Annotated in this window: 13 protein-coding genes; 1 reads left to right on the top strand and 12 read right to left on the bottom strand. The window is 62.1% G+C overall.

Going from position 1 to position 12860, the window contains the following annotated elements; genetic code table 11:
• Positions 1 to 2: 2 nt before the first annotated feature.
• Both ACQ4WO_RS19610 and ACQ4WO_RS19605 read right to left on the bottom strand, forming a co-directional pair.
• Positions 3 to 1250: a hypothetical protein gene (locus ACQ4WO_RS19610; protein ID WP_436482873.1), complete on the bottom strand. Its 1248-nt coding sequence runs from the start codon at positions 1248 to 1250 to the stop codon at positions 3 to 5.
• A gap of 197 nt (positions 1251 to 1447) precedes the next feature.
• Positions 1448 to 1888 carry a hypothetical protein gene (locus tag ACQ4WO_RS19605; RefSeq protein WP_436482872.1) on the bottom strand — a complete coding sequence of 147 codons (441 nt, stop codon included), beginning with the start codon at positions 1886 to 1888 and terminating at the stop codon, positions 1448 to 1450.
• A 279-nt stretch (positions 1889 to 2167) separates the two neighbouring features.
• Between ACQ4WO_RS19605 and ACQ4WO_RS19600 the strand changes: the two genes are divergently transcribed.
• On the top strand, positions 2168 to 4237 hold the full coding sequence (locus tag ACQ4WO_RS19600) for a TonB-dependent receptor domain-containing protein (protein ID WP_436482871.1): 2070 nt from the start codon (positions 2168 to 2170) through the stop codon (positions 4235 to 4237).
• Here ACQ4WO_RS19600 and ACQ4WO_RS19595 read toward each other — a convergent pair.
• From ACQ4WO_RS19595 to ACQ4WO_RS19550, 10 genes are all read right to left on the bottom strand, one after another.
• Entirely contained in the window at positions 4234 to 4731 is a 498-nt protein-coding gene (locus tag ACQ4WO_RS19595) for a glycine zipper family protein (RefSeq protein ID WP_436482869.1), read from the bottom strand. The two genes, ACQ4WO_RS19600 and ACQ4WO_RS19595, sit on opposite strands and share 4 nt — an antisense overlap.
• Before the next feature lie 14 nt (positions 4732 to 4745).
• Positions 4746 to 5177, bottom strand: a complete 432-nt coding sequence (locus ACQ4WO_RS19590) for a hypothetical protein (RefSeq protein WP_436482868.1) — start codon at positions 5175 to 5177, stop codon at positions 4746 to 4748.
• 183 nt (positions 5178 to 5360) lie between these two features.
• The gene (locus ACQ4WO_RS19585) at positions 5361 to 7484 is read right to left on the bottom strand and encodes a sodium-translocating pyrophosphatase (protein WP_436482867.1); all 2124 of its coding nucleotides are present in this window, start codon (positions 7482 to 7484) and stop codon (positions 5361 to 5363) included.
• 179 nt (positions 7485 to 7663) lie between these two features.
• Positions 7664 to 8320 (bottom strand): adenylate kinase, encoded by a 657-nt coding sequence (gene adk / locus ACQ4WO_RS19580; protein WP_034751729.1) that lies wholly within the window; start codon positions 8318 to 8320, stop codon positions 7664 to 7666.
• Between the two features lie 244 nt (positions 8321 to 8564).
• On the bottom strand, positions 8565 to 9320 hold the full coding sequence (gene kdsB / locus ACQ4WO_RS19575) for a 3-deoxy-manno-octulosonate cytidylyltransferase (RefSeq protein ID WP_436482866.1): 756 nt from the start codon (positions 9318 to 9320) through the stop codon (positions 8565 to 8567).
• 2 nt (positions 9321 to 9322) lie between these two features.
• On the bottom strand, positions 9323 to 9499 hold the full coding sequence (locus ACQ4WO_RS19570) for a Trm112 family protein (protein ID WP_010395789.1): 177 nt from the start codon (positions 9497 to 9499) through the stop codon (positions 9323 to 9325).
• Positions 9480 to 10535, bottom strand: coding sequence for a tetraacyldisaccharide 4'-kinase (gene lpxK / locus ACQ4WO_RS19565; protein WP_436482864.1), 1056 nt, complete (start codon positions 10533 to 10535; stop codon positions 9480 to 9482). The genes ACQ4WO_RS19570 and lpxK overlap by 20 nt, the downstream gene beginning before the upstream one ends.
• Positions 10536 to 10663: 128 nt before the next feature.
• On the bottom strand, positions 10664 to 11104 hold the full coding sequence (locus tag ACQ4WO_RS19560; protein WP_436482862.1) for an ExbD/TolR family protein: 441 nt from the start codon (positions 11102 to 11104) through the stop codon (positions 10664 to 10666).
• Positions 11101 to 11706: a MotA/TolQ/ExbB proton channel family protein gene (locus tag ACQ4WO_RS19555; protein WP_070224614.1), complete on the bottom strand. Its 606-nt coding sequence runs from the start codon at positions 11704 to 11706 to the stop codon at positions 11101 to 11103. The genes ACQ4WO_RS19560 and ACQ4WO_RS19555 overlap by 4 nt, the downstream gene beginning before the upstream one ends.
• Before the next feature lie 317 nt (positions 11707 to 12023).
• Positions 12024 to 12698 (bottom strand): hypothetical protein, encoded by a 675-nt coding sequence (locus tag ACQ4WO_RS19550; RefSeq protein WP_436482861.1) that lies wholly within the window; start codon positions 12696 to 12698, stop codon positions 12024 to 12026.
• Positions 12699 to 12860: the final 162 nt, after the last annotated feature.

The raw sequence follows: 12860 nt of genomic DNA, 5'->3' as shown, positions 1-12860 counted from the left end.
GTTTATCTTTCGGACGACATTTTCAGAAAACGGTGGGAAATCCAGACGCTGTCCTCGTTGACCGGCAAGGGCGCGGCCAGCGCCCCCAGGCGGGCACTCAAGGAGCACAGCATCAGTGCCATGGCGACAGGAATGAAGGCATCGAACTGGCGCGCCTCGTTGAACTGTCCCACCAGCGCCGTCATGGCGACCAGGCATGGCAGGATCAAGGTGCTGCGGCGCAAAAAGGACGGTGCGTGGCGCCAGCCGGTCGCGGCCAGCGCATACCACAGCAGCAAAGGTGCCAAGCTGTAGACGAGGCCGCGCGTGTCGTGCAGCAGCAGGTTCAAGTTGAAGGCCAGCTTGTCGCCCTCCCAAGCCTGATGGGCCGGCAACAGCGAAAACATCAGCATGCGAACCATCGCGTACAAGGCCAGCTGCAGCGCCAGGAAGGCGGCAAGCGAACGCAAGCTCATGCGACCGAGAAACATCACGGCGCTGACGACAATCAGGAACAGCGTGATTTCATGGTTGAACGTGCCTGCCGCCAGCATCGCCATGTACGGCACCAGCTCGCGGCGCATCAGGTGATACAGACAGAAGGAATACACGAAGATGATGCCGATATCGTAGAAGGTGTAGTAATTGAGGGTCGGCGCCCACATGCACAACACGATAAACTGCCCGATGAAGGCCAGGTCGCGGCGGATGAACAGGGTGGCAAAGCGGCGGACCGACCACAGCATCAGCACCACGGCCAGCACCTGCGACCAGAGGAAACTCTGGATGGCGTTCAGCTGCGGCATCGCGTATTGCAGCACCTGTGCCGGGAAAATGAACATCACGCGGTGCTGGAACGGCGGCGTGCCCTGGTAGGCCATGATCTTGTCGATCACGTACCAGCTGCGCTGCACGCCGAAATGCATGAGGATGTAGCCGAACACGGCCGCATACACGACAAACATCGCATGGTCGAGCCAGTCGCTGCCCGCAGCGACCGGGCGCCGCAAGCGGTATAGAACCAGCGCGGCCGTCAGGGTAAAACTGCCCCACAGGATCAGGCACAGGCTGAGGATGGCCTGCAGCTTGGCGATATAAAAGCCCAGCGGGTGCCTGTCAGCATGCGCCAGCATCTGGTTCAGGGACGACCAGGAGCGCCCCTGGTAGGCCTCCGTCACCAACGTGCCCCCCGCCAGAAAACCCCAGGCAAACAAGGCAAGAGCACCACAGGAGAACAGCACGAGCTGCAGGCGAAGACGAGCAAGGTTCATGTAAGGTATCGGGGGAATTGATAATGGAATAAAAATTATAAAATATGCATTTTTATTGTCTCATGATATATATAAATAAACAATAAAATAAATGCAGCGAAATCCTGATTCCAGCACGCGGCAAGGCGCGCGCCGCCACGCAAGCCTGGCTTGCCTATGACCTTGGCAGGTAAATGTGCGCTGGCGCTAGACGCGGATCAGAAACATTGCACAAATGCACCGTTGCGGTGACAAATGCGGCCATTGGCGTCCAGGGTGGCATTGCCCGTGCCGTTGTAGCGTGCGCCCGACGTATCGCGGCAGCCACCGAGGTCGCATGCACCGATCGCTTGTGGCAGGGCAGGCATCGGGGCAGCCGGGCTCGGTGGCAGTGGTGACAGGGCCACGGCGGGCGGTGCGCTGCGCTGCGCCGGCATGCGGCCGATCACCTGCGCCACGGAACGGCGCGGCTGCACGGGCGGCGCGGGGCGGCATGGTTCCACGGCCAGCTTGCCGCTGTCGCGCGGGTCGAGCTGACACATGGGCAAAGGCTCAGGCAAGGACTCGGCCGGTGCCACCGCCTCCTGCGCCCAGGCATGGCCGCCAGCGAACAGCAAGGCGCAGGTCAGCGCAGGTATGGTTTTGATCATCGTCTTCATGTCACCTCCCAGCATCGGTCTCATAACTTTCATTATTTGCACACGCCGTGACAGATGCCAGCGAGCGTAACAATTTCTCACTCTTATAGCTGCCATGCACAAGCTGCAACGGCGTTTTATTTCCTTTCATCACTTTCCTTCTTGCCAGGATAGCATTACAATAATAACGATTCTTATTCTCATTGACAGAATGGGAGCGCAGTTTATTGCATTTTCAATCATTCATACCCGAGCCACCCGGAAGGCAGCCAGGAAAAAACAACATCCGGAAAGTTCACCATGACCAAGCGCAGTCCCGCCTTCGCAACCTTCGCAGTCCCCGCCGCCATTCCCGCCCGCCCCCGCCATTGCGCCACCCTGCTCCTGCCCTGCCTGCTGTCCTTGGCCGTCAGCAGCGCCTGGGCCGAAGGCAATGTGGCCGCCGATCCCACCATGAACACGGTGGTCGTCACCGCGTCGGGCACGGCCATCGACATCAAGGATGCGCCGGCCAGCATCAGCGTCATCACGCGCGAGGAAATCGAGCGCCAGCCCGTGTACGACCTCAACACCCTGCTGCGCCGCATCCCCGGCGTGACGGGCGGCACCAGCCCGGTAGGCGAAGAATCGAAGATCAAGCTGCGCGGCCTGCCCGACAAATACACGCTGATCCTCGTCGACGGCAAGCGCGTGGGCAGCTCGGCCGACACGGCTTACCGTCCCGACCTGGGCCGCCAGGACTTGAACTGGATCTCGCCCGACATGATCGAGCGCATCGAAGTGGTGCGCGGCCCCATGTCCTCGCTGTACGGCTCGGACGCCATGGGCGGCGTGATCAACATCATCACGCGCAAGGTGCCGGGCAAGTGGAACGGTTCGGCCACGGCCAACTACACGCAGCCGCAGGACAGCGGCCGCGGCACGGCGCACCAGCTGGGCGTGAACCTGGCCGGCCCGCTGTCGGACACGGTCGGCATGCGCCTGGGCGTGGGCCAGACGCGCCAGAATCCCGATGAAAAAGCCATCGGCAAATCGGGCGGCATCGGCGGCGAACGCAACCAGACTGTCACGGGCCAGCTGAGCTGGGCGCTGGACAAAAAGCAGAACCTGACGCTGGACGCCAGCTACGGCAAGCAGCAATCGACGGATTCGACCACGCTCGACGCCGACGGCTACCCGCTGTTCGGCGCCTGGGGCGCGAGCAAGCTGATACGCAAGAGCGTCAGCATCGGCTATGAAGGCCGCTGGGACTTCGGCAAGGCCATGGTCAACCTGTACCACAACGATTTCGACAACGAAGTCGTCGGCACGGTGGCGAAATCCAAGGACAGCACGCTCGACGCCAGCCTGGAAAAACGCGTCGGCTGGGGCGGCATCGAGCAGATGCTGGTGATGGGCGGCCAGTGGAAGCACCAGGAACTGACGAACACGGACACCATCGGCACCATCCCTACCGACTATCTGGGCAACCCCGTGAGCGGCGCCACCCTGTCCGGCACCACGTCGGCCCTGTTTGCGGAAGACCAGCTGTTCCTGCGCGACAACCTGACGGCCACGGCCGGCCTGCGCCTCGACCACCACAGCAAGTTCGGCAACCATTACAGCCCGCGCCTGTACCTGGTGTACCACCCTGCCCCCGCCTGGACCATCAAGGGCGGCGTGTCGCAAGGCTTCCGCGCCCCGAGCCTGAAGGAAAACTCGCCGGCGGCGGCCACGCAGTCGGGCGGACGCGGTTGCGGCAGCCTGAAACCGCTGGGCTACATCACGGGCGGCTGCTACATGGCCGGCAATGCGGACTTGAAGCCGGAAACGAGCACGGCCGGCGAGATCGGCGTGGCGTGGGAACAGAATGGCTGGGACGTGGGCGTGACGTACTTCCACACGGATTTCAAGAACAAGATCGACTACGCGCCGCTGGGCTTTTACCAGAAGCAGTGGTGGACCAAGATGACGAATATCCAGAAAGCGCGCACCAGCGGCGTGGAAGCGACGGCCACCATCCCGCTGACGAAAAACCTGAACTGGCGTAACAACGTCACCTACATGGCGGAAGCGAAAAACCTGACGACGGGCGCCAACCTGCTGTCGACGCCAAAACTGTCGTGGTACTCGGCGCTGGGCTGGCAAGTCAACGACCAGCTGTTCGGCGAAGTATCGGCCCAGTACACAGGCAAGGAACTCGATGCGGGCCAGGCGGCCAACAAGGCCTACACCATCGTCGACACGGTCGTGTCGTACAAGGTCACGCCACAATGGACCGTGCGCGGCGGCGTGGAAAACCTGTTCAAGAAAGGCCCGCTGGCCGATGGACTGGTCGACTATTATGTGCCGGGACGGCGCATGTTCGTCGGTTTGACGTCGCGCTTCTAATAGCGGGGCGGCGGCGTACCGGGCGGCGGCGTGGCGGCGTTGGCCGGCACGCCGCTCAGCATCTGCCCGGCCACGGGCACCTTGTGGCCGCTCGCATACATGCATTGCTGGTAGGCATAGTCATAGCGGCGTTGCATGCCATACGCCGAACTGTCGGCCGCGCCCGTGCCAGCCAGCGCGCCAAAGACCAGCCCAGTACCGGCACCCACGCCGGCGCCATGGCCGCCATCGATGGCGGCGCCAGCCACCGCACCGAGCAAAGTGCCCAGGGCCGCACTGCGCACGCCGCTGTCGGCCACGGCCTGCTGCGCCGAACTGCCGCCCAGCTGCGCCTGCGCATATCCGCGGCAATGGGTGTCATCGCCCTGGAATTGCGCGAAACTCTTGCCCGTGCCGGGCAACACCATGGCCGACGGCCCTTGCGGCATCACCGTGCATGCCGCCAGCACAAGGGGCGCCAGCACGCCCCCCACTGCGCCTGTTTTTCCATTCATGTCGCACCTCGCCTTCAGCGCACGCTGCCCGGCGCCACAGCGCGCCACGGCAGCGTGCAACTTGTCACGTAGGGATAATAACCTTGCGGCTGACGGCAGTAGTACCACATCGGCGCCGTCGGCACCCCTCCCTGCTCGACATACACGGGCGGCGCGACGGGCAGCGGCTGCACCACGACCGTGCGTCCGTACGGATGGCGGTACCACGGGTCGCCGTACCACCCAGGCCCATAGCCCCAGCTCGAGCCCAGCCACACACCGACATGCGAACGGCCATGGAAATGCCTGTGCCCGTGATGGCCGTGATGGCCGTGATGACCATGAAAGCCGTGTCCACCGTGCCGGCCATGCCTGCCCGGATCGGCCCAGGCGCTGCCGGCCAGCGCCAGCCCCACCGCCACGGCCAGCCCCCGCATCAGCCAGCGCCGTTTGTTTTGCTTGTCCATGATGCCTCCTGCCTCCTGCCTTCTGCTGCCTGAAGTGACTCCCTCATTATTGGCAGGTGGCTGGCGCAGGCAAGGCGCTGTAACATTTGCTCACTTTTGATACGCGCGAGATATGGAAATCAGGAAATTTTGACATGCCGACGTAAAAACAGCCCCTGAGAACGGGGCTGTTTGACGTGGGGTTTATTGCGCCGGCAAGCTTTGCACCGGTGTGGCCGGCGCCAGGATGGGCGGCACGGGTGCGTGGATGGGTGCCGGCGCCTTGACCGCCAGCCAGCCCGTGGCCGGCAGCAGCGGCACCAGCAGCAGGGCCACGATATTGATGATCTTGATCAAGGGGTTCACTGCCGGACCGGCCGTGTCCTTGTACGGGTCGCCCACCGTGTCGCCCGTGACGGCCGCCTTGTGCGCGTCCGAACCCTTGCCGCCGAAGTGGCCATCCTCGATGTACTTCTTCGCATTGTCCCAGGCGCCGCCGCCCGTGGTCATCGAAATGGCCACGAACAGGCCCGTCACGATCGTCCCCATCAAGAGGCCGCCCAGCGCCGCTGGCCCCAGCAGCATGCCCACGACGATGGGCACGACCACGGGCAGCAAGGAGGGCACGATCATTTCGCGGATGGCCGACGCCGTCAGCATGTCGACGGCCTTGTCGTATTCGGGCCGCGCCGTGCCTTCCATGATGCCCTTGATGTCGCGGAACTGCCGGCGCACCTCCACCACCACGGCGCCGGCCGCGCGGCCCACGGCTTCCATCGCCATGGCGCCGAACAGATACGGTATCAGGCCGCCGATGAAGAGGCCGACGATGACCATGGGGTTCGACAAGTCAAACGTGATGTGCTGGCCCACGGATTCGAGCGCATGCGTGTAGTCGGCAAACAGCACCAGCGCGGCCAGGCCGGCCGAACCGATGGCATAGCCCTTGGTGACGGCCTTGGTCGTATTGCCGACGGCATCCAGAGGATCGGTGATGGCGCGCACGGAGTCGGGCAGGCCCGACATTTCCGCGATGCCGCCCGCGTTATCGGTGATGGGACCATACGCGTCGAGCGCGACGATGATGCCGGCCATCGACAGCATCGACGTGGCCGCAATGGCGATGCCGTACAGGCCCGCCAGTTGATACGAGACGAGGATGGCGATGCAGACGGCCAGCACCGGATACGCGGTGGACTTCATCGATACGCCCAGGCCGGCGATGATGTTGGTGCCGTGGCCCGTCGTCGACGCTTCGGCGATGTGGCGCACGGGCTTGAAGTCCGTGCCCGTGTAGTACTCGGTGATGTACACCATCAGGCCAGTAAGCACGATGCCGACGACGGTGGCGCCCAGCATCTTGTAGCGCATGGCGTCGTCGGGCCACAGCAGCCACGTGACGACGGCAAAGCCGACCAGGGACAGGCCGGCCGCCCACCACAAGCCCGTGTACAGGGCCGACATGATCTTCGCACCCGGCTTGGTCTTGACCATCGAGCAGCCGACGATGGAAGCGAGGATGGAAACGGCGCCCAGCAGCAGCGGGTAGATGATGGCCGTGCTGCTCGCCTCGGCCATCAGCAAGGCGCCCAGCAGCATGGTGGCGATCAGGGTCACGACATAGGTTTCGAACAGGTCGGCCGCCATGCCGGCGCAGTCGCCCACGTTGTCGCCCACGTTGTCGGCGATGACGGCAGGGTTGCGCGGATCGTCTTCGGGTATGCCCGCCTCGACCTTGCCCACCAGGTCCGCGCCCACGTCGGCGCCTTTGGTGAAGATGCCGCCGCCCAGCCGCGCGAAGATGGAAATGAGCGAGGCGCCGAAAGCCAGGCCGATCAAAGGCTTGATCAGGTCATGCTGGGTCAGGCCGGGCGCGCCCGTCGTCACCAGCAGCCAGTAGAACAGGGTCACGCCCAGCAAGCCCAGTCCCACGACCAGCATGCCCGTGATCGCCCCTCCCTTGAAAGCCACGTTCAGCGCCTGGTTGATGCCATGCGTGGCCGCCTGCGCCGTGCGCACATTGGCCCGCACCGAGACATTCATGCCGATGAAGCCGCAGGCGCCCGACAGCACGGCGCCGATCAGGAAGCCCAGCGCCGTGTGCAGGCCGAGCAGCAGATAGATGGCGATCAGGAGCACCACGCCGACGATGGCGATGGTGCGGTACTGGCGCGCCAGATAGGCGGCCGCGCCCTGCTGGATGGCCAGCGCGATTTCCTGCATGCGCGCGTTGCCCGGATCCTGCCTCAGAATCCAGCTACGCGACACCAAACCGTAAATGACTGCGACCACGCCGCAGGCTACCGCAAACCACAAACTGGCTGCCATATCGTCCCCTTCTGTTTTTATCCGACGTCATTGCCAACAGCTGCAGACCGCACCGGGTAGGCACGCGCAGCCAGGAAAACACGACCTGCAAAAAAACTGAACCACGAAAACGATACGGCGCCCGCCTGAAGCGCGGGCACAAAAAAAGCGGACACTGAGGTCCGCTTTTCAAACACTGCTTATTCCGCCAGGGCGGCAAATGCGCTGTCGCGGATTTGCTCGACCGGACCGACGCCGGCGATGCGGCGGTATTTCGGCGCGCCTGGCAGGCCGGACTTGGCCCAGTCATTGTAGTAGTTGAGCAAAACCTTGGTCTGGTTGTGGTACACATCCAGACGCTTCTTGACGGTTTCCGCCTTGTCGTCGTCGCGCTGGATCAGGGGCTCGCCCGTGATGTCGTCGACGCCGTCGACTTTTGGCGGATTGAATTTGACGTGGTACACGCGGCCCGAACCCGGGTGGCTGCGGCGGCCATCCATGCGCTCGATGATCGAAGCGTCAGGCACGTCGATTTCCAGCACGTAGTCGACATTGATGCCGGCATCTTTCATGGCGTCCGCTTGCGCGATGGTGCGCGGGAAGCCGTCGAACAGATAGCCATTGGCGCAATCGGCTTCCTGCAGGCGGTTCTTGACCAGGCCGATCATGATGTCGTCCGACACGAGGCCGCCCGCATCCATGACTTTTTTCGCTGCCAGGCCCAGTTCAGTGCCTTCCTTGATCGCCGCGCGCAGCATGTCGCCCGTGGAGATTTGTGGAATATTGTATTTTTCTTTGATGAAGTTAGCTTGGGTGCCCTTGCCGGCACCGGGTGCTCCTAAAAGTATCAGACGCATTGAAAAGTTCCTAAAAAACAGATTTTGGATGGTGGTATGTGTAATTATTTTTAGATGGTGTTGCCAAGGCTATCTTTCCGTACGAAACTTACCACAAAAAATCCCCGGAACGCCAGTTTGCTATCGAATTGCTATGCCCTGATTGATCAAAGCCAGCAATTCGCGCGGCAGACGTTTCAAAATGTGGTTTTTACTGCAGGCGCACAAAACTTTATTTGCACGCCTGCCGTTTTACGGGTAGCGCTTACAGGGCACCGTAGTGGGCTTGCACCCTGGCAAGATCTTCCGGCGTGTCGACACCGGCGGCCGGGGCCGAGTCCGTGACATGCACGGCGATGGCAACGCCATGCCACAGCACGCGCAACTGCTCCAGCGCCTCGATCGCTTCCAGCGGCGACGCGGACAATTGCGGATATTCTTGCAAGAATGCATTGCTGTATGCATACAGGCCGATATGGCGCAGCGGCACATAGCCGGCCGGCAGGCGGTCTTTCGACTGCGCGAAGCCGTCGCGGTGCCACGGAATCGTCGCGCGCGAGAAATACAAGGCGCGGCCATTCTTGTCCAGCACGACCTTGACCACGTTCGGGTTGAACGCATCGGCCACATCGTGCAACGGATGGGCGCACGTGGCCATGGGGACGGCGGCGCTGATCTGCGCCGCGCAGGCGGCCAGCAGGGCCGGATCGATCAGCGGTTCGTCGCCCTGCAGGTTGACGACGACGGCATCCGGCGGCAGCTCGAGCGTGCGCGCCACTTCGGCGATGCGGTCCGTGCCCGACGGATGGTCGCTGCGCGTCATGCACACTTCCACGCCATGCGCGGCGCAGGCGGCGCGAATGGATTCATGGTCGGTGGCGACGATGACGCGCGCGGCGCCCGACAGGGCTGCCTGCTCGGCCACGCGCACCACCATGGGCTTGCCGCCCAGGTCAGCCAGCGGCTTGCCCGGCAGGCGCGTCGAGGCCAGGCGGGCCGGGATGATGACGATGAACGCCATCGTTATTCCACTGCGTCTTGCAGGGTGCGCGCTTCGTCCGCCCACATGATGGGGATGCCATCGCGGATCGGATAGGCCAGGCGGTCGGCGCGGCAAATCAGTTCCTGCGCCTTCTTATCGTGTTCAAGCGGACCCTTGCAAACAGGGCAGACCAGGATATCAAGCAGTCGAGCGTCCACGACATTTCTCCACAATTTGTTGGGCCAGCGCGCTATCGATGCGCGCACTGACGGGGACGACCCACAGTCTCGGGTCATCTTTGAGATATTCAATTTGCGCACATTTTACTGCATCCTTCTCGGTGATCAAGATCACATCCGTGTCGAGCGCCGCAAATGGCTGGTCGAGGAAGTCGTGATGGTCGGGCAAGGGCAGTTCCATGAAGTCCAATCCGGCGCCGCGCAGCATGGCAAAGAAACGCTGGGGGTTGCCGATGCCGGCCGCCGCCACGATGCGCCGGCCGCTGGCCGCCAGGGTTGCAAGCGCCACGCTTTCGCCGCGGTTCACCATGCGTTCGGCCACGCCGCCGGCCAGCAGCATCTGTACCACCAGTCCGCCCTGCGGCGCGACCCTGGCCACCAGTGCCGGCGCCAGCTCGGGCACATTGATCACCGTCACGTCGCGCCGGCGGCGTGGCGATTCGCGCAAAGGCCCCGCTGGCAGCAGCCAGCCGTTGCCCGCGCCGCGGCCGTCGAACAGCACGATTTCCACGTCGCGCTGCAAGGCGTAATGCTGCAAGCCGTCGTCCGTGACCAGCACGTCGACGTCCGGGTGCGCGGCCAGCAGCGCCCTGCCCGCTTGCGCGCGGTCGCGTCCCACCATCACGGGGCAGCCGCCGCGCTGGAAGATCAGCAGCGGCTCGTCGCCCACCTGCTGCGGCGTGGAAGCAGCGCTGACGGCGCGCGGCGAACGGTCGGCGCTGCCATGGCCGCGCGAAATGACGCCCGGACGCATGCCCGCGTCGCGCAAGGCTTGCACCAGCCAGATCGTCAGCGGCGTCTTGCCCGTGCCGCCGATAAAAATATTGCCGACGACGATAACGGGCACGGACAGGCGCGCGGATGTCAGGAGGTTTGCCCGGTACAGGCCTCGCCGCACGGCGCTCAGGGCGCCGAACAGCAGGGAGACGGGCCACAGCGCGCACGCCAGCGGGCCGCGGCGCAGCCAGGCGCGGGTCAATGTGGTTTCAAGCTTGGCGGGGGAGGATGTGGGCATGGAGGAAGACGTAAAAATGGTGTAGGTCGGATTAGCTGCGCCACCAGGCGCAGCTAATCCGACATGCTCGGCGGCGGCTTTGTCGGCTTACGCCGTTCCGGCTAAGCCGGCCTACGGGTCTGCTTAGCTTACTTGCCACCCGCCTGCGCCGCGAACGTCAGCTTTTCATAGCCGGCCAGGCGGGCCGCTTCCATGACGTGGATGACCATCTGGTGCATGGCGAACTGGTCGGCGTTAACCACGACCACGGGCGTCTGCGCGGGCGCCTTGCCGCCGTTGGCCGCCTTCGCCGCGTTCTGCAGGGCGTCGGCCAGGCCGGCCACGTCGCGGAACGAGATCGGCTCGCGGTTGACCGTGTAGTTGCCCTTGGCGTCGATGGTGACGTCGATCTGCTGCGGCTGCTCTTTCGCCTGCTCGGCGTCGGCCGTCGGCAAGGTGATCTGCAGCTCCGTAAACTTGCTGTAGGTGGTGCTGACCATGAGGAAGATCAGGATCACCAGCAGCACGTCGATGAACGGGATGAGGTTGATTTCGGGGTCTTCACGCCCCTTGCCTTTGCGGAAGTTCATTTGCGGCCGCTGTGGACGATGTCGACGAACTTGACCGCTTGCTGCTCCATGTCAATGACGAAGCTGTCGACGAGGGCGCGGAAGTGGCGGTAGAAGACGAGGGTCGGCATGGCGATGGCCAGGCCGAAACCCGTGTTATACAGGGCTACCGAAATGCCGTGAGCCAGCTGGGCCGGATTCGAGCCGCTGGCGTTTTGCGAGCCGAAGATTTCGATCATGCCCACCACCGTGCCGAACAGGCCCATCAGCGGCGCCAGGGTGGCGATGGTACCCAGGGTCGTCAGGAAACGTTCCAGCGTGTGGGCCACGCCGCTGCCCGCCTCTTCGATCGATTCCTTCATCACCTCGCGCGGCGCGTCGACATTGCGCAGGGCGGCGGCCAGCACGACGCCCAGCGGCGAATTGTCTTCCAGCTTGGCCACCGTGTCCGGCGTGATCTTGCCGCTGCGATACACCTGCACCACTTCATCGAACAGCTTGCGGGGCAGGATCTTGGCGCGGCGCAAATACAGCAGGCGCTCGATGATCAGGGCCAGGGCGACGATGGAAGCGATCAACAACAGCCAGATGGGCCAGCCAGCGGCTTGAAATATAGCGAGCAAAAGAAACTCCTGGTAAAGGGAAGGCGATGGAGCGCCCGAACAACCTGTATTGTACCGAGCGCAAAAAACCGATTGTACGTGCGCAGGAATGGCGCAATGTAGCGCGTTGCCGCGCCGGCGGCAAGTGGCGCCTGCATGCACTTGTCCCCACCGCGCAGTGAGCACCTGCCGCTGCGGCCCAGTTTTGCACACTTTGTGTGGATAAGATTGTGAGCAAGCATGAAGTCCAGGATACAAGTCATTGATTTACATGGGAATTATCGTACTGCGCAAAATACAGGCATAGCAGATTATCGACAGTAGTCAATGTCAATAAGTTAATACTTAAAAAGTTCTGCACATTTACTGTGGACAAGATTGTGCGCAAAGCGGAGGAATGCAATCAAGTCATTGATTTTAAAGGAGATTAAATCAATGCGCAAAAAAGTGGCAGCAGGCGCGCAATCGGCGCCAGACAGGCCGTCAAAGTTCTGCACACAATCTGTGGACAAGATTGTGCGCAAGCGTACGGATACACGCCAAGTACATTGATTTATATCGTTTTTATTGCCATGCATAAAAATGTGGCATTGGCTGAAAAGCGTGTTTTTCACGACCCGATTCCACGTCAAAACGGCAGTTTTCCACCGCCAGTGCAGTTCCACACATAAAGTGTGGATAAGATTGTGAGCAAGCCGATTGACTCCATGCAAGAGCATTGATTCTAAAGGGATTTTTTTCTCTGCTGAAAAATAAGGCAGCAATTCGGCATGATCACACGGAGGAAAACCCGGACAAACCACGAAACGGTTTATGCAGTTTTGCACACATTCTGTGGATAAGATTGTGAGCAAGGCGTACGGTGCGATGCTATACCCTTGATTTATATGGCTATTTTTATTCTGCGCAAAATTAAGGCAAGCCATGCCATAGGCCTTCCAGTGGATAAATCCGGTGCCGCACCAGAGTTCTGCACATTTTTTGTGGATAAGATTGTGCGCAAGGCCATGCATGGCATACTAAGCGCTTGATTCATAGGCACTTTATTTCTGTGCGCAAAAATGTAGCAAGACACTTTTATCGCTCGATCAGGGCCAGCCCGGTCCTGTTTGTCCAAGGCAAAAAGTTCCGCACACTTTCTGTGGATAACTTTGTGCGTAAGTGGCAGGGGCTAC

Origin of the sequence: Janthinobacterium aestuarii, assembly GCF_051380835.1 — a bacterium.
GTDB lineage: Bacteria > Pseudomonadota > Gammaproteobacteria > Burkholderiales > Burkholderiaceae_D > Janthinobacterium > Janthinobacterium aestuarii.
The sequence above is the reverse complement of the archived record's forward strand: the minus strand, read 5'-3'. Positions and strand labels throughout refer to the sequence as shown.

Bases quoted from the DNA above. Each gene is read 5' to 3' on its own strand.
- ACQ4WO_RS19610 (WP_436482873.1), bottom strand. From the start codon at position 1,250: ATGAACCTTGCTCGTCTTCGCCTGCAGCTCGTGCTGTTCTCCTGTGGT.
- ACQ4WO_RS19605 (WP_436482872.1), bottom strand. From the start codon at position 1,888: ATGAAGACGATGATCAAAACCATACCTGCGCTGACCTGCGCCTTGCTG.
- ACQ4WO_RS19600 (WP_436482871.1), top strand. From the start codon at position 2,168: ATGACCAAGCGCAGTCCCGCCTTCGCAACCTTCGCAGTCCCCGCCGCC.
- ACQ4WO_RS19595 (WP_436482869.1), bottom strand. From the start codon at position 4,731: ATGAATGGAAAAACAGGCGCAGTGGGGGGCGTGCTGGCGCCCCTTGTG.
- ACQ4WO_RS19590 (WP_436482868.1), bottom strand. From the start codon at position 5,177: ATGGACAAGCAAAACAAACGGCGCTGGCTGATGCGGGGGCTGGCCGTG.
- ACQ4WO_RS19585 (WP_436482867.1), bottom strand. From the start codon at position 7,484: ATGGCAGCCAGTTTGTGGTTTGCGGTAGCCTGCGGCGTGGTCGCAGTC.
- adk (WP_034751729.1), bottom strand. From the start codon at position 8,320: ATGCGTCTGATACTTTTAGGAGCACCCGGTGCCGGCAAGGGCACCCAA.
- kdsB (WP_436482866.1), bottom strand. From the start codon at position 9,320: ATGGCGTTCATCGTCATCATCCCGGCCCGCCTGGCCTCGACGCGCCTG.
- lpxK (WP_436482864.1), bottom strand. From the start codon at position 10,535: ATGCCCACATCCTCCCCCGCCAAGCTTGAAACCACATTGACCCGCGCC.
- ACQ4WO_RS19560 (WP_436482862.1), bottom strand. From the start codon at position 11,104: ATGAACTTCCGCAAAGGCAAGGGGCGTGAAGACCCCGAAATCAACCTC.
- ACQ4WO_RS19550 (WP_436482861.1), bottom strand. From the start codon at position 12,698: ATGCATGGCCTTGCGCACAATCTTATCCACAAAAAATGTGCAGAACTC.